Consider the following 26,230-nt stretch of genomic DNA (forward strand, 5'->3'; position numbering starts at 1 on the left):
TGGGCGAAGTGTATCTCGCGCCGATACGATGACGCGCTCCTCCGATCAGAGTGCCCGGCGTGCACCATGTCGGGGTGACATGGAAGGGCCACGGATTGAGCGAAGCACCCAGGAAGTCAGACGACGGTCAGGCGGGCGAGACGGCGTCGGAAGTGTCCGTCCTCGTCGCGGCCCGGCGAGCCAAGCTTGAGGCGTTGCGGCGTGACCTCGGCATCGAGCCTTACGGACAGCGCGTCGACGGTCTGGTGGACCTCGCCACCGCGCGATCGCGCTTCTCCGAGGCCGATCACCACGCCCACACCGAGGCGGTCGCCGCCGCGAAGAACGCCGCTGGCGCGCCTGGCAGCGTTGCGGCGGCGATCAGCGATCCGCGCCAGGTGGTGAAGGTCGCCGGCCGCATCATGCAGCATCGCGACCTCGGAAAGCTCATCTTCATCTTCCTGCGCGATCACAGCGGCGATCTCCAAGTGTCGATCTCGCGCAACGAGGTGGATGCCGCGGCGTGGGAACTGGCGAAGCACCTCGATTACGGTGATCTGGTGGTGGCGGAGGGGCCGATCGGCCGGACCAACAAGGGCGAAATCTGCGTCTGGGCGAAGTCGCTCTCGATGCACGCGAAGTCGCTCGTTCCACCTCCTGAGAAGTTCCATGGACTCAGCGATCCCGAGATCCGCTATCGGCGTCGCGCCATGGACATGTACGCGAACCCGGAGACGATGCGCACCTTCGCGCTGCGCTCGCGTCTCGTCACCAGCGTGCGACGCTTCATGAGTGAACGCGGCTACCTCGAAGTCGAGACGCCGATGATGCAGCCGATCGCCGGTGGTGCCGCGGCTCGGCCGTTTGTGACGCATCACAATGCGCTGGGGATTCCGCTCTTCCTGCGCGTGGCGCCGGAGCTCTATCTGAAGCGGCTGCTGGTCGGGGGGATGCCGAAGGTCTTCGAGATCAACCGCAACTTCCGCAACGAAGGCGTCGATCGAAGCCACAACCCCGAGTTCACGATGATGGAGGCGTATCAGGCCTTCGGCGACTGCTGGACCATGCTCGAGCTCACGGAGAGCCTGATTCATGAACTCGCGGTCGAAGTGGCGTCACTCGGGCGAGAGGCGCCGGATGGCGCCAAGGCGGTGGCCGAGGGCGATGGTCCCGTGCTGCCCTTCGGCGATCTTCAGATCAACTACGCGCGGCCCTTCACCCGAGTGAAGTACGGGGAGCTCTTTGAACGACAGTTCGGTTTCCCCATGGAGGATGAGCGTGCGGTTCGGGCCGAAGCGCAGCGGCGCCATGTGAGCGACGCGGCGAGGAAGGATCACTGGTTCCTCGTCGATCAGCTCTTTGAAGACCACGCCGAGCACCTCGTTGATCGAGCGAGGCCGACCTTCATTACCGACTACCCCTCGGCGATCTCTCCGCTGACTCGACCGAACCGCGCGGTGCCGCACCTTGCCGAGCGTTGGGATCTCTTCATCGCAGGCATGGAGATCGGCCCGGCCTACACCGAGCTCAACGATCCCGACATCCAGCTCGCGAAGTTCACCGAGCAACTGGCGGGCATTGATGAGGAAGCGCAGACCTTCCGCTCGCTCGATGAGGACTTTCTCGAGGCACTGCGCGTCGGCATGCCGCCGGCGGGCGGGCTCGGTCTCGGCATTGATCGAGTGGTCATGCTGCTTGCGAACCAGCCCTCGATCCGCGATGTGATTCTCTTCCCGCTGATGAGGCCGCAATGATCGGACACCGGCTGCGGCGTCGAGCGGCGCGGCTGGCATGGGGGGGGGGCGCGGGCCAGAGGGTGGCGCCCGCTGGCGGCGTGATCGCGGCGAAGGTGCGCCTCGTGTTCTTGGTTGGCATGGTGGGCATGGTGTGCACGGCGTTCATGCTCTCGGCGGCGGCGCGCGCGATGGACTCCGGGCGAACGCATGCCACCGCGGAGGATCAGGCGACCGTCGAGTGGACGATCACCAGCGATCGCTGGTATCGCTTCACGCTCAACGACGAACCCTGCGGTTCCATGCGCATCACCACGCAGACCTCGGCCGATGGTGCCCTTCGGCGCAGCGCGTCGGAACTCCGCATGCGCTTCCGTCGGGCGGGGTCGGTGGTGTCGATGACGCTCTCCTCGTGGTTCGAAGAGACCGCGAGTGGTCAGCCGCGACAGGCGATGTCGCGACAGGCCATGGGTGATCAGCCGGTCGAGCAGCACTTCCGCTTCGACACGGAGGATCGAAACAGGGTCACGGTCCGCTCGACGCAGGATGGTCGAAGCCGAGAGTCGACGCTGACGCTGGCCCCCGACGGCTGGCTCACGCCGCTCGTGGCCGATCGCGTGGCCGCCTCGAGGCGGAGCGCCAACAGCCGCGAGTTCACCGTCACCACGGTCGATCTCAGCGCCGGGATTCAGGTCGTCGAGCGCCGCGCCCGCCTCAGCGGGGAGCGCCGCGCCCGTCTCGGCGATCGCGAGATCCCCGTGACGGTGTGGGAGGTGACTGACTCACTCAATCAGGTGCCCTCTGTCGAGGAGTGGTCGAGTGACGGTGTGCTCATGCGCAGCGTGCTCGTGATGCCGCTCGGTCGCGTCGAGGCGACGCTCGTCGAGAAGGCCGAGGCGGACGCAGCCCTGAAGGGCGCCGCGGCGGAGGTCATGGTGTCGACGCTGGTGCGCCCCGATCGTCCGATTCGAGACGCCTCCGGTGTGGCGATGGCGCGCTTCCGCATTCGAACGATCGACGGTGCTGCGATTGAGCTTCCCGAGAGTGGAGCGCAGCGCGTGAGTCGCCTCGCGCCGGACCAGGTGGAGGTGACGGTCGATGAGCGCCTCGCGTCGCCCCCGTCGGAAGAGGATCGACTCTCGGAGCGTTACCGGCGCGCATCGGTGATGATCGACTCGGACGATGAGGCGATCCAATCGCTCGCCACGCGCACCCTTCGGTCGCTTCGCCAAGCCGATGACGAGCGCCGCGTCGAGGCGCTGCGAAGCGCTGTCTATCGGCATATCCGGCGCAAGGGGCTCGACTCCGCCTTCGCGACGGCCTCGGAGACGGTCCGGAGTCGATCGGGTGATTGCACCGAACATGCGGTGCTGCTCGCGGCGCTGCTGCGCGCCGAGGGCATTCCTGCCCGCGTCGTCATGGGGCTGGTCTACTGCCAGGAGTTCGCGGGAGAGCGCGATGTCTTCGGCTGGCACATGTGGACGCAGGCGCTGCTTGAGCGCGGATGGGTTGATTTCGATGCGACTCTTCCCGCGGGGCTCGCCTTCCACGGCGGCCACATTGCCAGCGGAGTCAGCGCACTCGAGCATGGCGCGGTCGACTCCGAATGGGTGAACTTGCTTGGCCTGCTCGGAAACCTCCAGATCGAGGTCATCGAGACGGAGCGGCGCGACGGCCGTCGATCGCCATGATGAACGAGGCGCCACGCTCCCAACGGCCGGCCAAGGAGTCGTTGGCAGCCGACATCGCACCGGCTCTTCGCCCGCCGGAACTGCCCGCGCGCGACCCGCATGGACACAAGGGAACCTTCGGCACTGTTGTGGTCATCGGCGGACAGGCCGCGGCACCGCGCGTCATGCTGGGCGGGCCCGCCTTGACGGCGCGGGCGGCCTTTCGTGCAGGGTGCGGCTTGGTGGCGCTGGCGATGCCCGAGGCGATCCTGCGCGAAGCGCTCGCGGTGGTTCCCGAGGCGACCGGTGTGGCGCTCCCCTGCGGGGGAGATGGCGCCATCGAACCTGCGCGCGCCGCCGAAGTGATCGATCCGCACCTCACCTCCGCGCAGGCCATTGCCATCGGTCCCGGGTTCGGCTCGGCGACTCCGCAGCAGCAGGTGGTGATGCGCCTCATCTCCGCGGACCTTCCACCGATGGTCATCGATGCCGATGCGCTCAACTGCCTGAGCGAGGTTGAACGCTTCGATCTCGACTTCCGAGCGAGCGCGATCCTGACGCCGCACCCGAAGGAGTTCGCGCGACTGGCGCAGCGCCTCGATCTCGGCCTCTCACCCGACGACGCCATCGAGCCCGCGAGACGACCCGACGCCGCGGCACGGCTCGCGCAGAGGCTCGGTGCCGTGGTCATCCTGAAGGGCGCTCCGACCGTGGTGAGCGACGGTCTTCGAACTTGGACCGCCAGCACGGTGAACCCGGCGCTCGCAACTGGCGGAAGCGGCGATGTGCTGACCGGAATTGCGGCATCGTTCGTCGCGCAGTTCCACCGCGCGGGCGTCAAGGCTCCAGTGCCGCGATCGACGGCGAGCGCGGCGACCGGCATCGCACGCCCCGGGTCGGCCTCGAACACGCTCGACCTTTTCGAGTGCGCACGGCTCGCCGTTTGGGCGCATGGTCGGGCGGCGGATCATTGGGCAGCGCGGCATGGCAGCGCCGGACTCCTTGCGCACGAGCTGGCCGACCTTGTCCCCGATGTGCTCGCCGAGGAGCGCCGCTCACCGAGCGGCTTGACCGGCCCCGCTCACTGACACGGGCCCCAACCCCCGAGGACCTGCGCGATGTCGGCGCCGTTGACCTGACCGTCGCGATTGACATCGCCGGGAATACCGGGCATGCCGGTCGAACCCCAGGCGCCGAGCACGATTGCGAGGTCCGCTCCATCGATCATGCCATTGTGATTCAAGTCGGCGGCGCAGAGCAATCCTGAGGGAGCAATGGTGATGGTGCGGTTGAGGGCCACATTCGTCAGTGTCGTCTCGGCGCCGGTCGGCCACCTGACGGTGACTTCCTCCGCCACGGCGGCGGAGCCGAGACCGAAGTGCGCCGAGAACTCGGAAGTCCCGAGGAAGCTCGCACCCGCGTCGATCATGCGCACGCGCGTCACGCCGTTGGTCACCACGCGCACCATCGCGCCGATGCCATCGGGGGCGATCCCCGGGGCGCCCTTCGGATCGAGGAAGACGCGCAGCCACGCCGTCGTCGGCCCATGCTGGAGATCGTTGCGAAGGAGCGTGAGCACTCCGTTGAAGCGGAAGATGAGCACATCCTGGTCGCCGTCGTTGTCGTAGTCGAAGCGAAGGAGTGCTCGCCCCTTCTGGACGAAGTTGAAGTTGGTGGCCGCGGCGCTCTCGGTGAAGGTCCCGTTGCCGTTGTTCAGCCAGAGTCGTGCAGGGATGTTGTAGAAGGGGCTGTTCGGCTGCGCATCGCCACCCACCTCGGCGATGTCCTCCCACCCGTCGTGATCGAAGTCGACTCCGACGGCGCCCCACGCGTAGCCGCCATCGAAGGTGCCCGCGGTGCCGGAGATCTCGGAGAAGGTGTGATTGCCGAGGTTTCGATAGAGCTTGTTGCCCGTCCAACCGAAGCTCGGCCCATAGATGCTGGTCACATGCCAATCGAGGCGACCATCGTTGTCGATGTCGAGAAGCGCCTGCCCCATGCCATTCTCTTCATCGCCCGTGCCGCTCGCGTCGGTGACATCGGTGAAGGTGCCGTTGCCGTTGTTGCGGAAGTAGCGGCTGCCGATGAAGCCGCTCACCCCCTTGAAGTCACCGCCGAGGAGCAGTTCGGGGTAGCCATCGCCATCCATGTCCGCGAATCGCGCGGAGAGCGCCGCCACCGGACCAACGCCGTTGAAGAGGCTGATCGCCTCGGTGACATCGGTGAAGGTGCCATCGCCGTTGTTGCGGAAGAGTCGATTGGGAGTGTTGCTCGCGGGGAATCGGAAGCCGCCAACGAAGAGGTCAAGATGACCATCGAGGTCGTAGTCACCGAACGCGCAGGTCCACGCGCTCTCGCCGGTCGGGTCGGCGAAGGCGACGCCGGCCTGCGCCGCCACCTCGGTGAAGGTGCCATTCCCGTTGTTGCGGTAGAGGCGATGGTGCCCGGGACCGAAGACCTGCCCGATGGGTCCGGCGCTCGTGATGAAGATGTCGGGCCAGCCATCGTTGTTGTAGTCACCCACGGCCACCGACTTTCCGCGATGCGGTCCGGTGATGCCCCACTCCGCCGAGCGATTGGTGAAGGTCCCGTCCCCGTTGTTGATGAACAGACGATCGGGAATGTTGTTGTTGCCTCCCGAGAGCATGATGAAGTCCATGTGGCCATCGCGATTGAAGTCACCGATGGCTCCGCCGCCCGCGTACTGGAACTGCACGAAGCCCGAGGTGAGATGGCTGGACGCAACGCCCGCCTGAAAGGTCTGGTTCGAGAATGAGAGAAGCGAGGGAGGTTGGGCCACCGCGCCGGTGGTCACGATGATCAATCCAGTCATCGCGGCGAGCAGCGCTGGGCCGATGAATGGTCGGCACACAAGCCTTCGGGACAAGGGCATCGAGGCGGAGATTGATCGCATGGTTCTCCGAGGGGCCGATCGCCAGCACCCGATGGATGAGGCGCATCTCTGAGCGTGACCGGAATGACGGTGCTCCAAGGATAGGACCTCACACTCGGCAGTCCAGCGCCACGACTACACTCGCGTCATGAAGTCACAGCACACCGGCACAGTCGGTGAGGTGGGTCCGCATATTGATCTCCGCGATCTCCGCCCGCAGGTCTACCTCGATGGCGTCTACGCCCTCGTGAATCCTCAGGTCGGGGTCACGCGCAATCAGAAGCCCTACTTCAAGGCCCTCTTGCGCGATGCCAGCGGCGAGGTGGCCGTTCGCATGTGGACTTTCGATCCTGAGGACTTCCACGAGGTCTCGCGGACAGGCTTCGTGCATGTTTCCGGGCAGGCTCAGGAGTATGGCGGCCAGGTCCAGTTGATCGCCGAGTCGATGCGAGCGGTGGAGGTGGACACGGCGGCGCTCGCGAAGCTCCTCCCTTCCACCCGGCACAACATCGACGCGATGTTCGCCGAGGTGACGCGACTCCTCCAATCGATGCAGCACCCGGCAATGGTGGCGCTCGCGAACCAGTACCTGTCGAACGAATCGCTCGTGCGAGGCTTCAAGCACGCGCCCGCCGCCGTCAGCGTGCACCACGCGTGGATCGGTGGCCTGCTCGAGCACACGCTGCAACTGCTCCGTCTGGCCGAGGCGATGCTGCCGCTCTACCCCGAACTCAATCGTGATCTGGTGCTCATGGGTCTCTTCCTGCACGATCTCGGCAAGACGGTCGAACTCGAGTGGGAGCGAGGCTTCAACTACACGGCCGACGGCAATCTCATCGGACACGCCGTGCGCGGTGCCATCTGGCTTCAGGCCTTCGCCGGCGCAGCGGCACGGGAGAGCGGTCATCGTCTCCCCGCCGAAGCGCTGCGCGTGCTTCAGCACATTGTCATCAGTCACCACGGCAACCCCGAGTTCGGCGCGGTCAAGGTGCCTTCGTCACCGGAGGCGATCTTTGTCTCGGCGCTCGACAACCTCGACGCGAAGACGGCCATCGCGCTGACCGCGGCCAACCGCAGCAAGGGTGACAGCCATCAGCCGGGCCATGAGTTCACGGAGCGCATCTGGTCGATCGACACGCGGATCTACCGACCCGATCCTCTCGCGGCGCCGGAAGCGCCCGCCGAGGACCACGCCACGCCTGAGAGCGCGTGATCGAGCGCCGCGGGGTCGAAGTAGACGAAGGGCCATGTGCGGTCGCGGGCGAGGTCGATGCTTCGACGCGTCGCCTCGGCTGCGGCGGCCCGTGCTTCGAGGTCGGCGAGAGCGCCGGCTCGCTCATGCCGCATCGCCTCGAGTTCCCGAAGGAGTTCCTGATACGCGCTGCGCCGCGCCGGTGAACGACGAGGTCGATCGCTGATTGCGCGGAGGAGCGCCGCCTTGCGAGGTCCGGGGCGAAGCGTGCCAGGTTCACCGCGCGGGACGGGGAGGGGCGAGCCGGGCTGCACGCCCGGAAAAGCGTCGCTCGCGCCCCGGAGGTCGATGGCTTCGGGGTTCAGGCGCAGTGCCCGCAGTTCCGAGGGCGAAGGCGCATGCTCCGTCGCCTCGCCCTCCGGCGCCAAGGGCAGTCGAAGGGTGGCGCTCGCAATGTCGACCGGCGGGAGAGTCACGCCGAGCCACTCTCCGAACCACGCTTCCGTCACTCGCTCGTAGCGCTGCGCCCCGAGTCCATGCACAAAGCGGTCGCAGAGCCCGAGTCGAACCATCGCGCTCAGGAGAAAGGCTCGCGGCAACCAGCGTCGATCGCGCGGCGCCGCCGCGAGGTCACGCGCCATGACCCGAAGTCGCGCCCCTTCGGCTGACATCGACCAGACCGGCAGCTCCACATCGTCAGCGATCCGCAGCGGGCGCGCTGCGTGCGGATCAAGGGCGAGCGCCGCATTGAAACTCTCGGCGCAGCGCCGGGGGTTCCTTCGCATCTCATCCACGAGCGCCTTGCCGAACGAGGTCGAGAGGAGGTCGCTGTCCGCCACGAGATGAGTCGCTCCCACCCACGGCGCCATCAGGGACGAGAGAGCGGCGGCCACCTGCATGGCTGCGTTCGAGGTGTGGCCATGTGGCGCCATGCGCCTCGCGGCGACCGAGAGCGCATTCTGCGCAGCAATGAGACCGCAACGCACGGAGAGGAGCGCGGGCTCGGGACCCTCATAGGGTCGGGGCTCAAAGAGCGCTTGCGCCATGGCCGGTCGGCCGGGAGCGGGCGGCGCAAAGCGATGCGTGACGGCATCGAGGATGCGGCCATCCTCGCTCGCTCGGACGGGAACCCGAACGAGCGCCGGTTCATAGAGATCGTGATCGACCACGAGATGAACCACCGTTCCATCAGCGCCCGCCAGCCCGCGCGCCAGCGAGAACTTCGCGAGGATCCCCGGGTGCCAGAAGAACGCCTGATGTCCGGCGCCGGTGACGACCCTCTCAGGCACCGTCGAGAGGCCGAGTTCCGCGCGGGTCTTCGCGCGCCACTCGTGCAGTTCAAGGCCGAGAAGACGACCGTGGACCGGCTGGAGTGGTCCCGCCGACACGATCTCGACAACAGGGTGCGTCGAACGATTCTCGTTCAGCAGCACATCAGGCCCTCGCTCGCCTGCGCCGGAAGACGACTGCCGCAGCGGCGAAGCTCGCGATGAAGCGTGCAGCGATAGGCCGCCAGCCGACGCTCCGGATCATCCAGCGGGCCACCGAATGTGCGATTGGGATCGTTGTAGATGAGTCGCACTGGGATCTCGCGAATGCGAAGCCCCGCGGCGACCGCCTGCACCCAGAACTGCATGGGGAAGTCGTAGCCGTCCACATCGAGTGCGAGCGCCGAACAGGCGTCGACGCGATACGCCTTGAATCCGCAGAAGGCATCGGTGAGTGAGGTGCCGAGCCGCTCATTCACCTCGCGCGTGATGAGCGAGTTGATGGTGCGGCGATCGGGAGGTGGTGAGTCGTCATCGGCGTGGGGGGCGAGGTAACGGCTGCCCGAGATGACATCGGCCGAGTCCTCCTCGAGCGCCTGCACGAAGAGGGGGATTGCCGCCGGCTCATGCTGCTCATCGCAATCCATGGTGATGACCCAGTCGTAGCCGTCAACACGGGCCCAGCGAAGGATGTCCTGCATGGAGCGCCCATAGCCGCGGTTCTCCGCGTGGCGGATCACCTCCACGCGATGGCGAGCCAGCAGGAGTGGAGTGTCATCGGTGGAACCGTCGTCGATCACCAGAACATCGCGCGCCAGTCGGCGGACTTCGGTGAGCACTCGATCGATGCTGGCCGCCTCGTTGAACACGGGAATCGCCAGGAGAATGCGCGAGCGATCGGTCATGGGTGCCTTTCTGAGCGCCGAAGGGAGCGCTGCATGAGCGAACGGATCAGGGTAGGGGGGTGGTTCGCGTCATGACGCGCGAAGATTCGCGCGGAATGAGACCCAAAACCACGATCCGTTCATGCTCCTCCTCGGCGACCGGACCGACCCCCGGAAGAATCCACCGGGTCGTGCGAACTTCCGCCTCGGCGAAACGAAGTTTGGCATGGAAGTGAATCTCCACGCGCTTGCAGGCGAGTTCCCCCAGCCCGGTCCTGATGGTCTCGTCGGCGGTGAACTGGAGGCGACGCGTCGCCGTGCCCCGGTCCCTCTCCCGACCGCTCTTCCCCATCGCCTCGACCACCATATCCGCGTTCCCTTCGACGACGCCGCTGGGCGCCACGGTGGCGCTCGCGACGAGAAGTGGCGGTGAGAAGCGGCTGACGGCCTCATCGCGATGGGCGTCGGTCGAAGGCATGGTCGTGATCGACTTCCCAACGCCGAGAAGGTGGAGCGTCTGGTCGGCGCCTTCGTGAACCTTGACTGCGCCCGCGGAGGCGTTGACGAGCTCGCTGCGCACGGTGAGCGTCTCTCCCGGTGCGCCGGCACCAGGCCCCTTGGCCAAGAGAATGGTCCACTCCACTTCGTCATCGATCGGTGGCAGGAGATCGCCACCTCTGACTTCTGCCGTTGGCGGCCCGGATGAAAGCACTTCGAATCCGGGGGCGATCTCGACGGCTGCGCCGCCGACCGGCGATGCTCGCTCGCTGCGGAGTTGATCACCACCCGCGCAGGACATGAGGCCTGCACCGAGGCAGGTGACCCAGAGCAAGAGAACAACTCGGGTGACAATCGTGACTCGATGGCTCATCCTGTCGGCAATCCCTTCGAGCGCCAGATCCGCATGAGATCGGCGTGTTCAATGGCTTCAGTCACCAGACCATCGGCATCAATGCGTCGCAGTCGCTCCCCGTCACGGCCGAAAAGCTGCTTCATCTCCGGCGAATCTGCGCTTGGCCGGGAGATGAGCGTGTATCGACCGGAGCCATCGGGGTCGGCGGTCCAGCGGTCGATGCGCTGCGGCAGTCGGTTCGAGCGGCTGTCGTACCAGTAGAAGGAGTAGTCGCCATCGAAGGAGCCATCGCGCGGCAGCAGGATGCCCAGCAGGATGACCTCCGCCTGATTGATGTAGCCGACCTCGGGGATCTCCCACTCCTGCGACTGACGCGAGCGGAAGAGATCATCGCGCGTCGCCTGCGAACTCTGGCTGTTGACGACCGTCAGGATCGACCCCTGTTCGCCCGTTGACATGCGCCTCGCGCGCCATCCGGTCTGGCCGCCGGTGCTCGATTGACCACCTCGGCGCTCGGTGCTCACGATCGACCAATTCTCCGCCTCGCGATCCCACGACTGCCAGAAGCGGCTCTGCATGTCGAGCGTATGGGTGGCGTCACCGCTCAACAGCATCTTCGCGATGACCTCGACCATCAGTCCCATCTCAGGCTCCGTGCGGCTGCCCGCAATGCTCGAAGAGGAGACCTCTCCTCGCTCCTCTTCGAACACTCGAATGCGCAGGAAGCCCGCTTCGAGGTCACCGCCATCACGGCCGGCGCCGGGGCGATAGAGGCGGAACCAGCGCGGGCGCTCATCGGCCACGGCACGAAGGCGCTCGGGCGTGAGCGTCTTCAGGAATCGCTGGGTTCGGTCGAGTTTCTCCGCCTGCACCTGCGCGACGACTTCGAGGGGCGCGAGCGAAATCGTCGAGAACGCCGCGGCGAGAAGGCCATCGGCCTCGGCGAAGTCGAAGCCCGAAGTGATGATCGAGAAGACGATGAAGGTGTTCGGCCCCGTCTGAATCATCAGGTAGCCGGTCACCGCGGTGATGCCTTCGCCCGCAGGCATCGAGAGATAGGTGAGCTTCGCGTTGGCGCGGTCGATGGTCAGGTCGACATCGCGGATGATCGTGTACTCCTGCCCCTTCTCGACGAGGAACTCAAGATGCTGGCGGAGCTGCTGCTCCGGCGAACTTGTCGCCGCCGAGGCGACCATCGTCTGAACCCGCACGAGATAGCGCGGCGGATCCTGGCCATCGTCGATGCGATAGGAGTTCGATCCGGGCATCGGCTCGACGATCGCGAACTTCGGCACGCGCATCTTCACGCCGAGGGCTTCGAGCTCAACCACGGTGCGCGAGAGTCGGGAGAGGACTTCATCTTCGGGCTCGTCCCCATCGTCGCCGCTGGATGCAGGTGCCCCATCGGGCGCTGGACCGGGTGGTGGAGCCTGGCCCGTCGGCGCGGACTGCCCGCTCCCCGGAGGCGCCGACTTTGAAGCGGGGGCCCCGTCAGGCGTGCCACCCCGGGGCGAACCGGCCGCGGGAGAATCGCGGGAATCGGCAATCGGTGCCGATCCCATGGCGATTGGCAGCAGCAGGGTGGCTCCCAGCAGCGCCAGCCGCGCGCCCAAGTTGAATCGACGGTCCCGGGACGAGGTCCCGAGGCGGGCCCGGGCCGAAACTCCGAGGTCATTCATGACGCCTGATAGGGTAGCACTCGCCCGGAGTCGAGCCATTGGAGGGGCCTTGGCGCCCCGCGTGCTTGACACCCCCGAGCCTTTCGGTACGATCTCCCTTCCCCCAAACCGGGCCTGAGGGATGGTCCCTCCGCGCCCGAATCCACTTGGATCACACTGATCGCACCTCGGCGCGTCGACCGCGCACGCCGAATCAACTCGACTACACGCCGAGTTTCACCCGAGCCCTCACGAGCACCACCCATGACCGGCGGCAACATTCGAATCCGCATGGAAGCCTACGACCACCAGGCGCTCGATGCCTCGGCGCGCGAGATCGTCGATCACGCGAAGCGCACGGGTGCTCGTGTTGCAGGTCCGATCCCGCTGCCGACGCGGCGCGAGATCTACACCGTCAACCGTTCGCCCTTCATCGACAAGAAGAGCCGCGAGCAGTTCGAGATCCGCACGCACAAGCGCATCATCGATATCAGCGAGCCCAACCACCGCACGGTGGAGGCTCTCAACCGGCTGGTTGTTCCCGCCGGCGTCTTCATCAAGATGAAGGTCTAGTCCCGCACCGGCCGTGTCCTCTTCGGCCGCGTCGCGCGGACTGAAGCGGACCTCCGGCCAACCCCCGAGATCCGCCAATGGTCCCCGCCATCCTGGGCAAAAAGATCGGCATGACTCGCTACTTCACGGAAGACGGAAGGAATATCCCCGTCACTGTGATCGAAGCCGGTCCCTGCACGGTCACGCAGGTCAAGTCGAGCGAGTCCGACGGCTATTCCGCCGTCCAGATCGCCTACGACGACGCGAAGGCGCGTCGCACGCCGCAATCGCTCATCGCTCACGATGGGAAGGCCGGTGTCGGCCCGAAGCGCCTGCACCGCGAGGTGCGTTGCGACAACGACAAGGACATCGAAGGCGTTGAGCTCGGACAGACCCTGACGATTGCCACCCTCGACGGCACGAAGTTCGTCGACATCACCGGAACCAGCAAGGGCAAGGGGTTCCAGGGCGGCATGAAGCGTCACCACTTCAAGGGCATGTGCGCCAGCCACGGCACCGAGCGCAAGCACCGGACCTCCGGCAGCATCGGCAGCCACGGCACCGATCGTGGCCACGGTGCCAAGATCAAGAAGGGCAAGCGCATGTCCGGTCACATGGGCGATGAGCGCGTGACCGTTCGCAATCTTGATGTCGTCGCCATCGACCCCGACAAGAATCTTCTTCTCGTGAAGGGGGCGGTCCCCGGAGCGAGCCAAGGCTATCTCTTCATTCGAGCCAGCAAGCGGCTCTACAAGCGGAAGGCACGCATCCAGGCCGGCAAGTGACCTGGAGGTTCGCAAAGGTCCACGCCAACGCCCGCAGGGCTGAGGCACGGAAACCATGCGGACGCGACAACCGAGCCCTGAACACCTGAGTCAAACCCTGCCCCCGGCCACCCATTGACAGGCCGAGGGAGGGGGAGGCGAAAGACCGGCGCATGCCGGCAAGGTCCCACCCATGATTGAACTGCCCGTCCTCGATAAGAACGGCAAGAAGGTCGATGTCCTCTCGATCGACCCCGCATCCCTCGGCGGCGAGGTGCGCCCAGCGCTCCTCAAGCAGGCGTATGTGATCACCCACGGCAATCAGCGTCAGGGCTCGGCTCGGACGAAGAGTCGCGGCATGGTCGAGGGTTCGACCCGCAAGCTCTACAAGCAGAAGGGCACCGGCAACGCCCGGCGCGGCGCGGTCCGCACCATCATCATGAAGGGCGGCGGTGTCGCCTTCGCGAAGACGCGCACGCGCGAGGATCTCCGGACCTCGCTCACCAAGAAGATGCGCCGTCTCGCCAACCGCAATGCGCTTCTGGCGAAGCTCGTCGACCAGGAAGTGAAGTGCGTGAAGGATCTCTCCTTCACGGCGCCGAAGACGCGCGACTTTGCAACGCTCCTCAAGGCTGTCGGCGCCGACCGCTCCACGCTGGTCGCGATCGACGGCGGCAACCGCAACGCCCTCCTGAGCGCCCGCAATGTCGAAGGCGTCTCGGTCTGCCGAGTGGAGCAGCTCAATGCCTTTGACCTGCTGAACCACCGCTACCTGGTGGTTGACAAGGCCTCGCTCGAGGGCTTCCTCAGCGGCCGCATCTTCGAGACCACTGACCACGGCAAGGAGCAGGCGTGATGGAAGCCACTCTCGTCATCAAGAAGCCCCTCATCACCGAGAAGGCCACCTGGGCGAACAACCAGGGGCGCTACCTCTTCTCCGTGGATGGGCGAGCCACCAAGACCGACATCAAGAAGGCGATCGAGGAGCTCTACAAGGTGCGCGTCGTTGGTGTGAACACCATGACGCGCCGCTCGCGAGATCGCATCTATAAGTACGGCAAGGTGCCGGGGCGCATCACCAAGCGCGCCATCGTCCGCATTCATCCCGACGACAAGATCGAGCTCTTCTGATCCACCCCGCGACTTTCGCTCAAAGGTGAACTGATGCCCATTCGCGTCTACAAGCCAACCACGAACGCCCGACGAAACGCGTCGGTGAACCTCCATGCGGAGGTCACGAAGAAGCGTCCCGAGAAGTCGCTGCTGCGCCCGCTGCACAAGACGGGTGGTCGCAACTCGCAGGGCAAGCTCACGGTGATTCAGCAGGGGGGCGGCCACAAGCGCCGCTACCGGCTCATCGACTTCCGTCGCACCAAGGATGGCATGGTCGCGACCGTCGTCGGCATCGAGTACGACCCCAATCGCAGCAGCCACATTGCCCTTCTCCGCTACGAGGATGGCACGCTGCGCTACATCCTGGCGCCGAAGCAGCTCACCGCCGGAGATCAGGTCCTGAGCTCCAATGACGGCATCGAGCCCAAGGTCGGCAACTGCATGCCGCTCAAGCACATTCCGACGGGTCTCGATGTGCACAATGTCGAGCTCGTCCCCGGTCGAGGTGGCACCCTGTGCCGCTCCGCCGGCATGGGCGCTCGACTCACGAACAAGGAAGGTCGCCTCGCCACGCTCGTCATGCCCTCGGGCGAAATCCGACAGGTGCTGCTCGAGTGCCGCGCGACGATCGGTGTCGTCGGCAACCCCGATCACGCCAATGTCGTCATCGGCAAGGCGGGCCGCGCCCGCTGGCTCGGACGCCGACCGCGCACCCGCGGCGTGGCGATGAGCCATCACCAGCACCCGCACGGCGGTGGTGAAGGCCGCTCCAAGGGTGGCCAGGAGCCGTCGAATGCCAGCGGCACCCAGTCCAAGGGTGGCCGAACCCGCAAGTACGGCAAGTCGAGCGATCAGCTCATCATCCGCCGCCGCAAGAGCCGCCGCTACGGCCAGCTCAAGCTCTGACGCACGCTCACCGCGATTGACACGAAGGAACCACGGTCATGTCCCGATCTCTCAAGAAAGGCCCGTTCGTCGACGAGAAGCTCTTCCGCAAGGCGGAGGCGATGCAGTCGGCGACGCGGCGCACCCCCATCAAGACCTGGCGCCGAGCCTGCACCATCGTCCCGGAGTTTGTCGGCATCACCTTCCAGGTGCACAACGGCAAGAACTTCATCGATGTCTTCGTGACCGAGGACATGGTGGGCCACAAGCTCGGCGAGTTTGCACCCACGCGCGTCTTCCGTGGCCACACCAACAAGAAGGAAGGGATCGAGGGTGGAGCGAAGGGCTGACCCTTTCGCAACCTGCCCCCGATCGCCTCACCACCGACCTCTTCCACAGCGACCGCACCCCCGAACGACGAGATTCACGATGGCCTACCAAGCCTCCCATCGCTTCGCCCGCATTGCTCCCCGCAAGGTGCGCCTGGTGACCGACATGATCCGCGGCAAGCCCGCCGACGAAGCGCTCACTGCGCTCGACTTCTGCAAGAAGCGCGGCGCCGTCTTCGTCCGCGAGGTGCTCAAGAGCGCCATCGCCAACGCCGAGGAGAACGACCTCGATCCGGGTTCGCTCGTGGTGGTCGAATCCCGCGCCGACGGCGGTCCCACCATCAAGCGCTTCCAGCAGAAGGATCGCGGTCGCGCGCATCCCATTCGCAAGCGCACCAGTCACATCATCGTCGCCGTTGATGATCGCCCCGCAGGCCGACGCGGAGCGGCCAAGGCGCGCTGATCGCCCGTTCACCCGACACCCCACCCACCGAGCCAACGAGCACACTTCAAGGATCCGCTGATCATGGGACAAAAGACGCATCCATTCGGCTTCCGCGTCGGCATTACCGAGCCGCACAAGAGTCGCTGGTTCGCCCCGAAGGCGCTCTTCGGCGAGCTGCTGGTGGAGGACTATCGCATCCGCAAGTATGTCGACAAGCGCCTCAACCGGACGCCTCCGTTCGCTGCGGTGAGCGACCTTCATATCGAGCGCACCCGTGAGGAGCTGACGCTCATCATCAAGACGGCGCGTCCGGGGCAGGTGGTCGGCATCAAGGGCCAGGATGTGGAGCGCCTCACGAACGATCTCCAGGCGCTCACCGGCCGCAAGGTCGTCATCAAGATCATCGAGATCAAGAACCCCGAGATCGACGCTCGCTTGATCGCGGAGAACATCGCCGAGCAGCTCAAGAAGCGGGCCAACCTTCGCAAGGTGCTCAAGCAGCGGGCCGAGAGCGCGATGCAGAACGGCGCGAAGGGGATCCGCATCCTGCTCGCCGGTCGCCTCGGCGGCGCGGAGATGAGCCGCACGCTGGACATTCGTCTCGGGAGCATTCCCCGCTCCACACTCCAGGCGCAGGTCGAGTACGCCCTGGTCCACAGTTTCACCACCTACGGCGCGATCGGCGTCAAGGTCTGGGTCTTCAAGGGCATGTACACGGAGGCGGACGACGAGAACACCTCGAACGCCGCCGGTGGTCGCGCCCGAGCCCGAGGCCGACGCTGAGTCTTGCTGTTTTTCACCGTTGAACCCACGAGGACGCCATGAGCCTTCTTCCCAAGCGTGTCAAGTTCCGCAAGCAGCAGCGCGGCAAGCTGCGCGGCAATGCCACTCGCGGCAACTATGTCTCCTACGGCGACTACGGTCTTCAGAGCCTCGAACCCCATTGGGTGTCGGGCAAGCAGCTCGAGGCGGGCCGCATCGCCGCGCAGCACTTCCTCCGTCGCCAGGGCAAGCTCTACATTCGCGTCTTCCCCGACAAGCCCATCTCGAAGAAGCCGCTCGAAACCCGCATGGGAACGGGCAAGGCCGATGTCGAGTACTGGGCGGCTCGCGTGAAGCCGGGCACCATTCTCTTCGAGGTGGCCGGCGTCTCCGAGGAGCTCGCCAAGCAGGCGCTCGCCCGAATCGCCCACAAGATGCCCGTCCGTTGCCGTTTCGTCGGCCGGCGGCTCGCCGTCTGATCGATCGACCCAGATACGCCACACGAGTTCGCACCATGGCCAAGACCACCACGGCATCCGAGATCCGCAAGTACGCGACCGACAAGCTGCTCGCTGAAGCCAAGGCGACGGAGCGCAAGCTCTTCGACCTGCGCAGCCAGACGGTGACCGAGAAGGTCGCCGACACCTCCCAGTTCAAGAAGCTCCGCAAGGAGATCGCGCGACTCAAGACCGAGGCCCGCGCCCGCACCCTTTCCAAGGCCGCGAAGTGACCAGCAACCGCCGATCCATCACCGTCCCCGAGAAGAGCCCGCGTCGCGTGGGCATCGTGGAGAGCGCTGCGCGGGACAAGACCCGCACGGTGGTCCTCCCGTTCGTGTCGCGCCACCCCAAGTACGGCAAGTATGTCCGCAAGCGGACCCGGCTTCATGTCCACGACGAGAAGAACGAGTCGAAGCTCGGCGATCGCGTGGAGATCGCGGAGTGCCGGCCCATCTCGCGGACCAAGAGCTGGGTGATCATTCGCGTGGTCGAGAAGGCCCTTGAGCCCGCTGAGGTCGTCTTCAACAACGAGGAGAACACGCGATGATCCAGAAGGAAACACGCCTCGTCGTCGCCGACAACTCCGGCGCCAAGGAAGCGATGGTCATCGGTGTCCTCGGCGTGAGCACCGCCCGGGGCAAGTTCCGCCGCGTCACGATGGGGGTTGGCGATCGCGTCGTCTGCTCCGTCAAGCGCGCCCTGCCCACTGGCGATGTCAAGACCGGCGACAAGGTCCAGGCGGTCATCGTCCGCTGCAAGTACCCCACGCGTCGCGAGGATGGCAGCTATGTCCGCTTCGACTCGAACGCGTGCGTCCTGATTGACAAGGACGGCAACCCGCGCGGCACGCGCATCTTTGGCGCCGTCGCCCGCGAGCTGCGCGAGAAGAACTACATGAAGATCGTGTCCCTGGCCTCGGAGGTGATCTGAACCATGCCTCGGCATATTCGAAAGGGTGATCTGGTCATCGTGACCGCCGGCAACGACCGCGGCGCCACGGGCGAAGTCCTCGCCATCGTGGACGATGGCGATCGCGTGGTGGTGCAGGGCGTCAATGTGCGCACCAAGCACCTGCGACCGACGCAGCAGCGGCCGCAGGGGAGCACCATCCGTCGCGAGTTTCCCGTGCACATCTCCAATGTCAGCCCGGTCGTCGACGGCAAGCCGACCCGCGTGCGCTTCCCGGTGAAGGCCGACGGCACCAAGGTGCGCGTCGCGGCGCGAGGCGGCAAGGAGCTGCATGTTCTCCATCGACCCCGTAACGCGCGGAAGGCGGGCGCCTGAGCGCCATCCTCCGCAGAGGTGATCCATGTCCGACGAAGCGAATGTGAAGCCAACCGACGCCGAGACGCCTGAGAAGGGCGGGAGCCGTCCTGCGCCCAAGGGGGCCAAGGGTGGCGGCGGGGCGGAAGCGAAGAAGGATGCCGGCCGCAAGAAGAAGTCCGACGCCGCCGAGGGCGAGCCGGAGGCGCCGCGAGCGCCGCATGTCCCCGGCAAGCGTGCCTATCCGACACCGCGGCTCGAGCAGATGTATCGCGACGAGGTGGTGAAGGCCGTCATGCAGGAGTTCGGTCTCTCGAACATTCACCAGGTGCCGCGCCTCACCAAGATCATGGTGAACACCGGCGTCGGCAAGCAGCTTGAAAATCAGAAGCTCAAGCCCGAACTCCGCGATGCCATCATCGACACCTACATGAAGATCACGGGCCAGAAGCCCGTCATGGTGAAGGCTCGCAAGAGCGTCGCCAACTTCAAGGTGCGCGAGGGCGCTCCCAGCGCCTTCATGGTCACGCTTCGGCGCGATCGCATGTGGCACTTCCTGGACCGCCTGATCAACCTCGCGATTCCCCGAATCAAGGACTTCCGAGGCGTGAGCGACAAGTCCTTCGACAAGGGCGGTTCGTGGGCCTTCGGCCTCTCCGAGCAGGCGGTGTGGCCCGAGATCAACATGGCCAGCGTGAACCACTCGCACGGCATGAACATCAACCTCGTCTTCGAGAACAGCACGCCGGCCATGAGCAAGTTCATGCTCGACAAGCTCGGCATGCCCTTTGTCCGACCCGATTCCAGGCGCTGATCCGGCGCCACTGATATTGACTCACCCTTCGACCCCGAACCCGGAACTCGACCATGGCCAGCAAGCGTGTCTTCGCCAAGATGAAGCGTCCCCCCAAGTTCTCGACGCGCAAGCAGCACCGCTGCGAAATCACCGGCCGCTCGCGCGGCGTCTACCGAAAGTTCCGCATCAGTCGCATCATGCTCAGGGAGCTGGCGCTCCAGGGCATGATCCCCGGCATGCGGAAGGCCTCATGGTGACTCTCGATTCGCACGCAACTCGATTCAAGGCAGCCGTTGACCGGCGCCACGATCTGAACAAGGAATCCACTCATGCCCCTGCATGACCTCACCGCCGACATGCTCACGCGAATCCGCAATGCCCTGCGGAACCGTTCCAAGTCGGTGCATTGCCTGAACAACAAGCTCAACCGCGGCATCGCCCAGGTGCTCGTCGACGAGGGATATGTGCGCGGCTTTGATGTGATCGAGGATGGCCGCCAGGGGCTCCTCCGCATCGACCTCAAGTACGGCACGCGAGGCGAGCAGATCATCAATGAGATCCGTCGCGTCAGCCGCACAGGCTGCCGCATCTACAAGGGCATGGAGGACATTCCGCGTCCGCTCCAGGGGCTCGGCATCTGCATCGTCTCCACCAGCCGCGGCGTCATGAGTGATCGCAAGTGTCGCGAAGTCAAGATCGGCGGCGAGGTCGTCGCCACCGTCTGCTGATCCCACCGCATCGAATGGGAAGGAAGTCATGAGTCGCATCGGAAAGCAACCCGTCCCCGTCCCCGCCGGAGTGAAGGTCTCGGTCAACGCCGGGAGCCGCACCGTCGATGTGCAGGGGCCCAAGGGCAAGCTCTCGTTCGTGCATCGTCCCGAGGTGAAGGTCGCCAGCGGCACCTCCGAGGTGACCTGCACGGTGGATCCCTCGCAGCTCGAGGTCGGCAACACCCGCGCCTACTGGGGGCTGACCCGCGCTCTCGTCGCCACCGCCATCGAGGGCGTGACCAAGGGCTTCACCGAGAAGCTCGAAGTGATCGGCGTCGGCTGGGGCGCCAAAGTCCAGGGCAAGAAGATCACTCTCACCGTCGGCTACGCTGATCCTGTCGAACTCGCCATTCCCGACGGCGTGACCGTCGCGGTGAACGGCCAGATCGTCGAAATCAGCGGCCCCGACAAGCAGAAGGTCGGCCAACTGGCGGCCTACATCCGCATGCAGCGGAAGCCCGAGCCCTACAACGGCAAGGGCATCAAGTATGTCGACGAAGTCATTCAGCGCAAGAAGGGCAAGGCCTTCGGCGCCTGAGCGACCGCACGCCACCAACGAACACGGACCTCACCATGGCAGGCAGCATCAGCATCCATCGACGCATGCGACGCAAGAAGGGAATCCGCCGCCGGATCTCCGGTACCCCGGGGCGCCCCCGTCTCAGCGTCTTCCGTTCGCTCAAGCACATTTACGCGCAGGTCATCGACGACCTGGCCGGACGCACGCTCGCGAGCGCCAGCTCGCGTGACGCGGAACTGCCGGGCAAGTCGGGTGGCAACATCGACGCCGCCAAGGCCATTGGCAAGACGCTGGCCGAGCGCGCCAAGCAGGCGGGTGTGTCCGCCGTTGTTTTTGATCGAAATGGCTATCGCTACCACGGCCGCGTGAAGGCGCTCGCCGATGGCGCCCGCGAGGGCGGATTGCAGTTCTGAATCGCCCGGAAAGCAACTCATCATGCAGCAGAGCTACGAATCATCAGGTGATGTCGACTCGACGACGGTCGGCATTTATCGCACCAGCAGCACCGTCGCCGGCGGCCGTCGCTTCAGCTTCTCCGCACTCGTGGTGGTGGGCGACAAGAACGGGCGCGTCGGGATCGGCTACGCCAAGAGCAACCAGGTTCCGCAGAGCATCGAGAAGGCTCAGCGCGAAGCGAAGCGCAAGATGAAGCCCTACCCGATGCAGGGGCGCACCATCCCCCACACGGTCGAGGGCCGCTTCGGCGCCTCGAAGGTGCGGCTCATTCCCGCAAGCCCCGGCACGGGCGTCATCGCCTGTGCGGCGGTGCGCGGCATTCTCGACATGTTCGGCATTCATGACTGTCTCACCAAGTGCTACGGCAGCAGCAACTCGAAGAACCTCGTCAAGGCGACTCTCGATGCGCTCAGCCGTCTGCGGATGCGAGAGAAGATCGAGGCCCTGCGGGGCGTCGAACTCGGGACAACCGAGGTCGAGGATGCGATTCGACGCGGTGCCGCGGCCATGCCCGCGCAGCGCAGCGGCGAGAAGGCGGCGGCGCCGGTCAACACCGTGGGCGACGATCGTCGTCGCGGTGGACGCGGCGGACCTCGCGGGGGTGGCGGTCGTGGCGGTCATCGTGGCGGAAGCCGCGGCGGTGGGCCGATGGATGGCGGCGCCCCTGCCGCCGAGTCCACGCCCGCCGATGGTGGCGCCGCAAGCGCGTGAGTGAACGAACGAACCACTGAACTCCAATTACGCGGAGTGTTTCGACCATGATGATCCATGACATCACCAAGCTCGCCGGACCTCACAAGCGACGCACGCGCGTCGGTCGCGGCGAAGGCAGCGGCAAGGGCGGCACCAGTGGTCGCGGCCACAAGGGTGCGAAGAGCCGCGCGGGCTGGAGCAGCCGCCCCGGCTACCAGGGTGGCGCCACACCCATCATGCGCCGCTTCCCCAAGCGAGGCTTCTCCAACTCCGGCTTCCGCTCGGAGTACTGGGTCATCAATCTTCGCGAGATTGAGAAGCACTTCGACGCCGGAGCCTCGGTTGATCAGCAGGCGCTGGTGGCGAAGGGACTCGTGCCCAGCATGGAGCTTCCGCTCAAGGTGCTCGGCGAGGGCGAGCTCACCAAGAAGCTGACCGTTCACGCCGCCCGGTTCTCCGCGACCGCGAAGGCGAAGATCGAGAAGGTCGGGGGCACGGCCGGCGCCATCTAAGGCGCCATCGCATCCACGCTCGCTCGCACCATCCGAGATCCATGCTTCAGGCCTTCATCAACATCTTCCGAATCCCCGAGCTTCGAAACCGGGTCTTCTTCACCCTCGGAATCCTGGTGATCTATCGCCTTGGCATGTGGGTGCCGATCGTCGGTGTCGACCAGGGGGTCCTTGAGCAGGCGGCCAGCAAGGCGGTCGAAGATGGCACGGCGCTCGGTCGCATCGTCAATTACGCGAGCATCTTCTCGGGCGGCAATCTCGCCCAGAGCACGATCTTCGGCTTGGGCATCATGCCGTACATCACGGCGTCGATCATCTTCCAGCTTCTGGGCTCGGTGGTCCCGGCGCTGCAGGCGCTCAAGAAGGAAGGCGCCTCGGGTCAGCAGAAGATCACCGAGTGGACGCGCTACGCCACCGTCGGTCTCTGCATCTTCCAGGCGTACATGTGGCTCACCTACATGAAGACGCAGAACCTGGTGCGCCCCGAGTTCGCCGAGGGTGGAGTCCCCGGGTTGGTCTTCATCGTCACGGGCCTCACCTCGCTCACGGCCGGCACCGTCTTCCTGATGTGGCTGGGCGAGCAGATCGATCGTCGCGGCATCGGCAACGGCGTCTCCATGATTCTTACCGCGGGCATTCTCGCCCGAATGCCGCACGCGATCGGCTATGTGATCGAGAACTTCAATCGGAGTACCGCGAGCGCCGAGGCGGGGGAGATCGGGCTCGTTGGAGTGCTCATGCTGGCGGCCGGCTTCGTGATCGTGACGGCGGGCGCCATCATCATCACGGTGGCCCAGCGGCGAATTCCCATTCAGCAGGCGAAGCTCACGCGAGGTCGGAAGGTCTACGGCGGACAGCGCCACTACCTGCCGCTCCGGGTCAATCACGCCGGTGTCATGCCGATCATCTTCGCCAGCTCGCTGATGATCTTCCCGTCGGCGATCTTCGAGTGGATGGCGGGGCGCGCCGCGACCGGGACCACCTGGTCGGCGATCACCACCTTCCTCGCGGTCAACTTCCAGATCGGCCGCTTCCCGTACCTGATCATCGAGATCGCGATGATCTACTTCTTCAGTTACTTCTGGACCACCGTCCAGTTCAGCCCCGACGAGATGTCGCGGCAGCTTCGGGAGCGAGGCAGCTTCATTCCGGGCCTGCGCCCCGGCCCGAGGACCGCGGAGTACCTCGAGACGGTGATGGAGCGCATCACCTATGTCGGCGCCGGGTTCCTGGCCGTCATTGCCATCATCCCCGCCTTTGTGACGAGCGAGCTGGGGATTCCCTTCTTCGTCTCGCAGTTCCTCGGTGGAACGGGTCTGCTCATCGTGGTCAGCGTCACGCTCGACCTCATGCAGCGCCTGGAAGCGAACCTTCTCATGCGGAACTACGCCGGCTTCCTCGCCAGTGGTCCGGATCGCGCCGGGCCGCGAGTCCGCTCCGCCCGCGGTTGATCGTCAAACACTCCAATGGACGCCACGCTGCACATTCGATCACTGGCAGGTTCGGCCGCTTCGGCCGACCGGGTGACCGAGCGCACCGAGGGCGGTGCGGATGTCGCGGCGCGCCGGCAGGCGGTCATTCTCAAGTCGCCGGGCGAGATCGAGCTCATGCACTCGGCGGGGCAGGTGGTTCGCGCGGCGCTCCGTGCCGCGGCAGCCGCGTGCGTTCCAGGTGCCACGACGGCTTCACTCGATGCGGCCGCGATGGGCGTCATTGCCGCGTTCCGAGCCGAGCCGCTCTTCCTGCACCATCGCATTGATGTCGATGGCATTCCCTTCCCGGCCACCACCTGCATCAGCGTGAACGAGGAGATCGTCCACGGTCTTCCCGGCCCGCGTCGGCTTCTTCCGGGCGACCTCGTGAGCATTGACTGCGGGGTGCGTTTGCGAGGCTGGTGTGCCGATGCGGCGATCACCATTCCCGTCGGTGGCATGGCGGCGATCGACGCTGAGCGGCGCGCCATGATCGATGACGCCGAGGCGATGCTCGTCGACGCGATCGGCGCGATGGCGCCCGGTGTCGCATGGAGTTCAATCGCCGAGCGCATGGAGCGCACGGCTCGCGACAAGGGGTATGGCATCGTCACGGCCTACATGGGTCACGGCATTGGTCGCAACCTGCACGAGGCTCCGGCCGTGCCGAACATGCTGATGCCGGGTTGGCGCGAGCGCCACGACTTCACGCTCATGCCTGGCATGACGCTCGCCATCGAACCGATGCTCGTCCTTGGCGGGTGCGACCACGACACCGAGGGCGTGCGCACTCAGACGCTCGAAGATGGCTGGACGGTGGCAGTCGCCTCCGGTCGCCCCGCCTGTCATGTCGAGCACACTGTCGCCATCACCCGCAGCGGCGCGAAAGTGCTCACCGGTCCACTGTCGCCTTCGGTCCGAGAGGAGGCGGCGTCCATCCGCTGAAGTTCACGCGGCTGAACCCGAACATCGATGCCCAAGGAAGACAAGATCACGCTCGACGCCGAGGTCACCGAGGCCCTTCCCGACGCGATGTTCCGCGTCAAGCTCCAGAACAACCAGGAGATCCTGGCCTATGTGAGCGGCAAGATGAGGAAGTTCTTCATCCGCATCCTGCCCGGGGACCGCGTGACCATCGAATTGAGCCCCTACGACATGACCAAGGGCCGAATCGTCTACCGGTACTAGACTGTTCGCCCCCCCGTGCCCACCTGTTCGCCACTCCCAGATACGGAAATGCCATGAAAGTCCGAAGCAGCATCAAGCGACGCACCCTCGATTGCCAGATCGTGATCCGAAAAGGCAAGCGGTTCGTCATCAACAAGAAGAACCCCCGCCTCAAGCAGCGGCAGGGCTGACGGAGAACCACCATGCCTCGTCTCGCCGGCGTCGACATCCCAGAGAAGAAGAAGGTCCTTTACGCGTTGCAGTACATCCACGGCATCGGTCCGAAGATCGCCATGGATCTCTGCGTCAAGTGCGGTATTGATCCCGATCGTCGCGCGAACACGCTCGACGACCAGGAGCTCTCCTCCATTTCCACCACGCTCGATGAGTCGCTGGTGGTGGAGGGTGCCCTGCGCCGTCAGGTGCAGCAGGACATCCAGCGCCTGAAGGACATCAAGAGCTATCGCGGCGACCGTCACCGCAAGGGCCTTCCGGTCCGCGGTCAGCGCACCCGCACCAACGCGCGCACCCGCAAGGGACGCAAGAAGACCGTCGCCGGCAAGAAGGGTGTGAAGGGCTGATGACCGCGGGCGGGTGTCGCTTCCGACGACCCGCCGAGGAACACGACCATGTCGACCAAGAAGAAGATTCGAAAGAATGTCGTCAAGGGCATCGCCCATGTGCTGGCCACCTTCAACAACACGATGGTGACCATCACCGACCTGAACGGCGAAGTCCTCTGCTGGGATTCCGCCGGAAGCGTCGGCTTCAAGGGCGCCCGCAAGAGCACTCCCTTCGCGGCGAGTCGCGCCAGCGAGAAGGTCGCCGGCAAGGCGAAGCGCATGGGCATGAAGGAGCTCGAAGTGCGTGTCCGTGGCCCCGGACCGGGGCGCGAGAGCGCCGTCAGCGCCCTGCAGAACAATGGCCTCAAGGTCCTTGCCATCGAGGACCACACCCCGATTCCCCACAACGGCTGCCGTCCGCCCAAGAAGCGGCGCGTCTGACCGTCATGTTCGTCTGATCGTTCGCCTTCGACAGAGAAGGTCCCGCCGCGTGGCCCGGCAGCACGCTCGGTGACCGAGAGGTCGAGGGCTCCGTTTC

General features: G+C 65.5%; 36 protein-coding genes. 31 read left to right on the forward strand and 5 right to left on the reverse strand.

What is annotated here, in order from left to right; all coding sequences use genetic code 11:
* Positions 1-95 precede the first annotated feature (95 nt).
* The 3 genes from lysS to KF724_07650 are packed head-to-tail and all read left to right on the forward strand — an operon-like array spanning position 96 to position 4,470.
* Positions 96-1,733 carry a lysine--tRNA ligase gene (gene lysS, locus KF724_07640; protein ID MBX3355554.1) on the forward strand — a complete coding sequence of 546 codons (1,638 nt, stop codon included), beginning with the start codon at positions 96-98 and terminating at the stop codon, positions 1,731-1,733.
* Positions 1,730-3,403 (forward strand): transglutaminase domain-containing protein, encoded by a 1,674-nt coding sequence (locus KF724_07645; protein ID MBX3355555.1) that lies wholly within the window; start codon positions 1,730-1,732, stop codon positions 3,401-3,403. Before lysS ends, KF724_07645 begins: the two co-directional genes overlap by 4 nt.
* A complete protein-coding gene (locus KF724_07650) occupies positions 3,403-4,470 on the forward strand; it encodes an NAD(P)H-hydrate dehydratase (GenBank protein ID MBX3355556.1) in 1,068 nt (355 codons plus the stop codon). The genes KF724_07645 and KF724_07650 overlap by 1 nt, the downstream gene beginning before the upstream one ends.
* Here the strand turns inward: KF724_07650 and KF724_07655 are convergent.
* Complete coding sequence (locus KF724_07655; GenBank protein ID MBX3355557.1) at positions 4,464-6,197, reverse strand: VCBS repeat-containing protein; 1,734 nt, start codon at positions 6,195-6,197, stop codon at positions 4,464-4,466. The two genes, KF724_07650 and KF724_07655, sit on opposite strands and share 7 nt — an antisense overlap.
* A 1-nt stretch (position 6,198) precedes the next feature.
* On the opposite strand from KF724_07655, the gene KF724_07660 reads away from it, so the two are divergent.
* Entirely contained in the window at positions 6,199-6,348 is a 150-nt protein-coding gene (locus KF724_07660) for a hypothetical protein (protein ID MBX3355558.1), read from the forward strand.
* Between the two features lie 75 nt (positions 6,349-6,423).
* Positions 6,424-7,488, forward strand: a complete 1,065-nt coding sequence (locus KF724_07665) for an HD domain-containing protein (protein ID MBX3355559.1) — start codon at positions 6,424-6,426, stop codon at positions 7,486-7,488.
* Here KF724_07665 and KF724_07670 read toward each other — a convergent pair.
* Genes KF724_07670 through KF724_07685 form a run of 4 tightly spaced genes read right to left on the reverse strand, consistent with a single transcriptional unit; the run spans position 7,419 to position 12,151 of the window.
* Positions 7,419-8,900 (reverse strand): hypothetical protein, encoded by a 1,482-nt coding sequence (locus KF724_07670; GenBank protein MBX3355560.1) that lies wholly within the window; start codon positions 8,898-8,900, stop codon positions 7,419-7,421. The two genes, KF724_07665 and KF724_07670, sit on opposite strands and share 70 nt — an antisense overlap.
* Positions 8,891-9,640: a glycosyltransferase family 2 protein gene (locus tag KF724_07675; GenBank protein MBX3355561.1), complete on the reverse strand. Its 750-nt coding sequence runs from the start codon at positions 9,638-9,640 to the stop codon at positions 8,891-8,893. Before KF724_07675 ends, KF724_07670 begins: the two co-directional genes overlap by 10 nt.
* 46 nt (positions 9,641-9,686) lie before the next feature.
* Complete coding sequence (locus tag KF724_07680) at positions 9,687-10,490, reverse strand: hypothetical protein (protein ID MBX3355562.1); 804 nt, start codon at positions 10,488-10,490, stop codon at positions 9,687-9,689.
* Positions 10,487-12,151, reverse strand: a complete 1,665-nt coding sequence (locus tag KF724_07685; GenBank protein ID MBX3355563.1) for a hypothetical protein — start codon at positions 12,149-12,151, stop codon at positions 10,487-10,489. Before KF724_07685 ends, KF724_07680 begins: the two co-directional genes overlap by 4 nt.
* Before the next feature lie 243 nt (positions 12,152-12,394).
* Here KF724_07685 and rpsJ point away from each other — a divergent pair, with 243 nt between their 5' ends.
* The 26 genes from rpsJ to rpsK all read left to right on the forward strand — a co-directional run bounded on the left by rpsJ (position 12,395) and on the right by rpsK (position 26,133).
* On the forward strand, positions 12,395-12,703 hold the full coding sequence (rpsJ, locus tag KF724_07690) for a 30S ribosomal protein S10 (protein MBX3355564.1): 309 nt from the start codon (positions 12,395-12,397) through the stop codon (positions 12,701-12,703).
* A gap of 77 nt (positions 12,704-12,780) precedes the next feature.
* Entirely contained in the window at positions 12,781-13,467 is a 687-nt protein-coding gene (gene rplC / locus KF724_07695; GenBank protein ID MBX3355565.1) for a 50S ribosomal protein L3, read from the forward strand.
* 172 nt (positions 13,468-13,639) lie between these two features.
* Positions 13,640-14,302: a 50S ribosomal protein L4 gene (gene rplD / locus KF724_07700; GenBank protein ID MBX3355566.1), complete on the forward strand. Its 663-nt coding sequence runs from the start codon at positions 13,640-13,642 to the stop codon at positions 14,300-14,302.
* Positions 14,302-14,577: a 50S ribosomal protein L23 gene (gene rplW, locus KF724_07705; GenBank protein MBX3355567.1), complete on the forward strand. Its 276-nt coding sequence runs from the start codon at positions 14,302-14,304 to the stop codon at positions 14,575-14,577. Before rplD ends, rplW begins: the two co-directional genes overlap by 1 nt.
* Before the next feature lie 33 nt (positions 14,578-14,610).
* Positions 14,611-15,465: a 50S ribosomal protein L2 gene (gene rplB, locus KF724_07710; GenBank protein MBX3355568.1), complete on the forward strand. Its 855-nt coding sequence runs from the start codon at positions 14,611-14,613 to the stop codon at positions 15,463-15,465.
* A gap of 38 nt (positions 15,466-15,503) precedes the next feature.
* On the forward strand, positions 15,504-15,794 hold the full coding sequence (rpsS, locus tag KF724_07715) for a 30S ribosomal protein S19 (GenBank protein ID MBX3355569.1): 291 nt from the start codon (positions 15,504-15,506) through the stop codon (positions 15,792-15,794).
* A 79-nt stretch (positions 15,795-15,873) separates the two neighbouring features.
* Positions 15,874-16,236: a 50S ribosomal protein L22 gene (gene rplV, locus KF724_07720; GenBank protein ID MBX3355570.1), complete on the forward strand. Its 363-nt coding sequence runs from the start codon at positions 15,874-15,876 to the stop codon at positions 16,234-16,236.
* Positions 16,237-16,299: 63 nt separating this feature from the next.
* Positions 16,300-17,001 (forward strand): 30S ribosomal protein S3, encoded by a 702-nt coding sequence (gene rpsC / locus KF724_07725; protein ID MBX3355571.1) that lies wholly within the window; start codon positions 16,300-16,302, stop codon positions 16,999-17,001.
* Between the two features lie 38 nt (positions 17,002-17,039).
* On the forward strand, positions 17,040-17,459 hold the full coding sequence (gene rplP / locus KF724_07730; GenBank protein ID MBX3355572.1) for a 50S ribosomal protein L16: 420 nt from the start codon (positions 17,040-17,042) through the stop codon (positions 17,457-17,459).
* A 35-nt stretch (positions 17,460-17,494) separates the two neighbouring features.
* The gene (gene rpmC / locus KF724_07735) at positions 17,495-17,710 is read left to right on the forward strand and encodes a 50S ribosomal protein L29 (protein ID MBX3355573.1); all 216 of its coding nucleotides are present in this window, start codon (positions 17,495-17,497) and stop codon (positions 17,708-17,710) included.
* A 47-nt stretch (positions 17,711-17,757) separates the two neighbouring features.
* Entirely contained in the window at positions 17,758-18,027 is a 270-nt protein-coding gene (gene rpsQ, locus KF724_07740; GenBank protein MBX3355574.1) for a 30S ribosomal protein S17, read from the forward strand.
* A complete protein-coding gene (gene rplN, locus KF724_07745) occupies positions 18,024-18,410 on the forward strand; it encodes a 50S ribosomal protein L14 (GenBank protein ID MBX3355575.1) in 387 nt (128 codons plus the stop codon). The genes rpsQ and rplN overlap by 4 nt, the downstream gene beginning before the upstream one ends.
* Before the next feature lie 3 nt (positions 18,411-18,413).
* Complete coding sequence (gene rplX / locus KF724_07750; GenBank protein MBX3355576.1) at positions 18,414-18,764, forward strand: 50S ribosomal protein L24; 351 nt, start codon at positions 18,414-18,416, stop codon at positions 18,762-18,764.
* A gap of 25 nt (positions 18,765-18,789) precedes the next feature.
* A complete protein-coding gene (gene rplE / locus KF724_07755) occupies positions 18,790-19,557 on the forward strand; it encodes a 50S ribosomal protein L5 (GenBank protein ID MBX3355577.1) in 768 nt (255 codons plus the stop codon).
* Positions 19,558-19,610: 53 nt separating this feature from the next.
* Entirely contained in the window at positions 19,611-19,796 is a 186-nt protein-coding gene (locus tag KF724_07760; protein ID MBX3355578.1) for a type Z 30S ribosomal protein S14, read from the forward strand.
* Between the two features lie 72 nt (positions 19,797-19,868).
* Positions 19,869-20,267, forward strand: a complete 399-nt coding sequence (gene rpsH / locus KF724_07765) for a 30S ribosomal protein S8 (protein ID MBX3355579.1) — start codon at positions 19,869-19,871, stop codon at positions 20,265-20,267.
* 28 nt (positions 20,268-20,295) lie between these two features.
* Positions 20,296-20,847: a 50S ribosomal protein L6 gene (gene rplF / locus KF724_07770; GenBank protein ID MBX3355580.1), complete on the forward strand. Its 552-nt coding sequence runs from the start codon at positions 20,296-20,298 to the stop codon at positions 20,845-20,847.
* A 35-nt stretch (positions 20,848-20,882) separates the two neighbouring features.
* The gene (gene rplR, locus KF724_07775; protein MBX3355581.1) at positions 20,883-21,242 is read left to right on the forward strand and encodes a 50S ribosomal protein L18; all 360 of its coding nucleotides are present in this window, start codon (positions 20,883-20,885) and stop codon (positions 21,240-21,242) included.
* Positions 21,243-21,264: 22 nt separating this feature from the next.
* Positions 21,265-21,996, forward strand: coding sequence for a 30S ribosomal protein S5 (gene rpsE / locus KF724_07780; GenBank protein MBX3355582.1), 732 nt, complete (start codon positions 21,265-21,267; stop codon positions 21,994-21,996).
* A 47-nt stretch (positions 21,997-22,043) separates the two neighbouring features.
* On the forward strand, positions 22,044-22,490 hold the full coding sequence (rplO, locus tag KF724_07785) for a 50S ribosomal protein L15 (GenBank protein MBX3355583.1): 447 nt from the start codon (positions 22,044-22,046) through the stop codon (positions 22,488-22,490).
* 41 nt (positions 22,491-22,531) lie between these two features.
* Positions 22,532-23,941 carry a preprotein translocase subunit SecY gene (gene secY, locus KF724_07790; protein MBX3355584.1) on the forward strand — a complete coding sequence of 470 codons (1,410 nt, stop codon included), beginning with the start codon at positions 22,532-22,534 and terminating at the stop codon, positions 23,939-23,941.
* A gap of 15 nt (positions 23,942-23,956) precedes the next feature.
* On the forward strand, positions 23,957-24,907 hold the full coding sequence (gene map, locus KF724_07795; protein MBX3355585.1) for a type I methionyl aminopeptidase: 951 nt from the start codon (positions 23,957-23,959) through the stop codon (positions 24,905-24,907).
* Between the two features lie 27 nt (positions 24,908-24,934).
* Positions 24,935-25,150: a translation initiation factor IF-1 gene (infA, locus tag KF724_07800; GenBank protein MBX3355586.1), complete on the forward strand. Its 216-nt coding sequence runs from the start codon at positions 24,935-24,937 to the stop codon at positions 25,148-25,150.
* A gap of 53 nt (positions 25,151-25,203) precedes the next feature.
* Complete coding sequence (gene rpmJ, locus KF724_07805; GenBank protein ID MBX3355587.1) at positions 25,204-25,320, forward strand: 50S ribosomal protein L36; 117 nt, start codon at positions 25,204-25,206, stop codon at positions 25,318-25,320.
* A gap of 12 nt (positions 25,321-25,332) precedes the next feature.
* The gene (gene rpsM, locus KF724_07810) at positions 25,333-25,710 is read left to right on the forward strand and encodes a 30S ribosomal protein S13 (protein MBX3355588.1); all 378 of its coding nucleotides are present in this window, start codon (positions 25,333-25,335) and stop codon (positions 25,708-25,710) included.
* A 48-nt stretch (positions 25,711-25,758) separates the two neighbouring features.
* Complete coding sequence (gene rpsK / locus KF724_07815; protein ID MBX3355589.1) at positions 25,759-26,133, forward strand: 30S ribosomal protein S11; 375 nt, start codon at positions 25,759-25,761, stop codon at positions 26,131-26,133.
* The last annotated feature ends 97 nt before the right edge of the window (positions 26,134-26,230 follow it).

It is taken from the genome of Phycisphaeraceae bacterium (assembly GCA_019636735.1).
Classification (GTDB): domain Bacteria; phylum Planctomycetota; class Phycisphaerae; order Phycisphaerales; family SM1A02; genus VGXK01.

Coding starts and splice junctions, on each gene's coding strand:
- rplX (MBX3355576.1), top strand. CDS start 18,414: ATGCCTCGGCATATTCGAAAGGGTGATCTGGTCATCGTGACCGCCGGC.
- rpsJ (MBX3355564.1), top strand. CDS start 12,395: ATGACCGGCGGCAACATTCGAATCCGCATGGAAGCCTACGACCACCAG.
- rpsE (MBX3355582.1), top strand. CDS start 21,265: ATGCAGCAGAGCTACGAATCATCAGGTGATGTCGACTCGACGACGGTC.
- KF724_07675 (MBX3355561.1), bottom strand. CDS start 9,640: ATGACCGATCGCTCGCGCATTCTCCTGGCGATTCCCGTGTTCAACGAG.
- map (MBX3355585.1), top strand. CDS start 23,957: ATGGACGCCACGCTGCACATTCGATCACTGGCAGGTTCGGCCGCTTCG.
- rplR (MBX3355581.1), top strand. CDS start 20,883: ATGGCAGGCAGCATCAGCATCCATCGACGCATGCGACGCAAGAAGGGA.
- rpsS (MBX3355569.1), top strand. CDS start 15,504: ATGTCCCGATCTCTCAAGAAAGGCCCGTTCGTCGACGAGAAGCTCTTC.
- rplO (MBX3355583.1), top strand. CDS start 22,044: ATGATGATCCATGACATCACCAAGCTCGCCGGACCTCACAAGCGACGC.
- rplP (MBX3355572.1), top strand. CDS start 17,040: ATGAGCCTTCTTCCCAAGCGTGTCAAGTTCCGCAAGCAGCAGCGCGGC.
- secY (MBX3355584.1), top strand. CDS start 22,532: ATGCTTCAGGCCTTCATCAACATCTTCCGAATCCCCGAGCTTCGAAAC.
- rpsH (MBX3355579.1), top strand. CDS start 19,869: ATGCCCCTGCATGACCTCACCGCCGACATGCTCACGCGAATCCGCAAT.
- rpmJ (MBX3355587.1), top strand. CDS start 25,204: ATGAAAGTCCGAAGCAGCATCAAGCGACGCACCCTCGATTGCCAGATC.
- rplV (MBX3355570.1), top strand. CDS start 15,874: ATGGCCTACCAAGCCTCCCATCGCTTCGCCCGCATTGCTCCCCGCAAG.
- rpsM (MBX3355588.1), top strand. CDS start 25,333: ATGCCTCGTCTCGCCGGCGTCGACATCCCAGAGAAGAAGAAGGTCCTT.
- rplW (MBX3355567.1), top strand. CDS start 14,302: ATGGAAGCCACTCTCGTCATCAAGAAGCCCCTCATCACCGAGAAGGCC.
- rpmC (MBX3355573.1), top strand. CDS start 17,495: ATGGCCAAGACCACCACGGCATCCGAGATCCGCAAGTACGCGACCGAC.
- KF724_07685 (MBX3355563.1), bottom strand. CDS start 12,151: ATGAATGACCTCGGAGTTTCGGCCCGGGCCCGCCTCGGGACCTCGTCC.
- rplD (MBX3355566.1), top strand. CDS start 13,640: ATGATTGAACTGCCCGTCCTCGATAAGAACGGCAAGAAGGTCGATGTC.
- KF724_07645 (MBX3355555.1), top strand. CDS start 1,730: ATGATCGGACACCGGCTGCGGCGTCGAGCGGCGCGGCTGGCATGGGGG.
- rplN (MBX3355575.1), top strand. CDS start 18,024: ATGATCCAGAAGGAAACACGCCTCGTCGTCGCCGACAACTCCGGCGCC.
- rplB (MBX3355568.1), top strand. CDS start 14,611: ATGCCCATTCGCGTCTACAAGCCAACCACGAACGCCCGACGAAACGCG.
- rplE (MBX3355577.1), top strand. CDS start 18,790: ATGTCCGACGAAGCGAATGTGAAGCCAACCGACGCCGAGACGCCTGAG.
- rplC (MBX3355565.1), top strand. CDS start 12,781: ATGGTCCCCGCCATCCTGGGCAAAAAGATCGGCATGACTCGCTACTTC.
- KF724_07680 (MBX3355562.1), bottom strand. CDS start 10,490: ATGAGCCATCGAGTCACGATTGTCACCCGAGTTGTTCTCTTGCTCTGG.
- rplF (MBX3355580.1), top strand. CDS start 20,296: ATGAGTCGCATCGGAAAGCAACCCGTCCCCGTCCCCGCCGGAGTGAAG.
- infA (MBX3355586.1), top strand. CDS start 24,935: ATGCCCAAGGAAGACAAGATCACGCTCGACGCCGAGGTCACCGAGGCC.
- rpsK (MBX3355589.1), top strand. CDS start 25,759: ATGTCGACCAAGAAGAAGATTCGAAAGAATGTCGTCAAGGGCATCGCC.
- KF724_07650 (MBX3355556.1), top strand. CDS start 3,403: ATGAACGAGGCGCCACGCTCCCAACGGCCGGCCAAGGAGTCGTTGGCA.
- KF724_07660 (MBX3355558.1), top strand. CDS start 6,199: ATGATCAATCCAGTCATCGCGGCGAGCAGCGCTGGGCCGATGAATGGT.
- KF724_07665 (MBX3355559.1), top strand. CDS start 6,424: ATGAAGTCACAGCACACCGGCACAGTCGGTGAGGTGGGTCCGCATATT.
- rpsC (MBX3355571.1), top strand. CDS start 16,300: ATGGGACAAAAGACGCATCCATTCGGCTTCCGCGTCGGCATTACCGAG.
- KF724_07760 (MBX3355578.1), top strand. CDS start 19,611: ATGGCCAGCAAGCGTGTCTTCGCCAAGATGAAGCGTCCCCCCAAGTTC.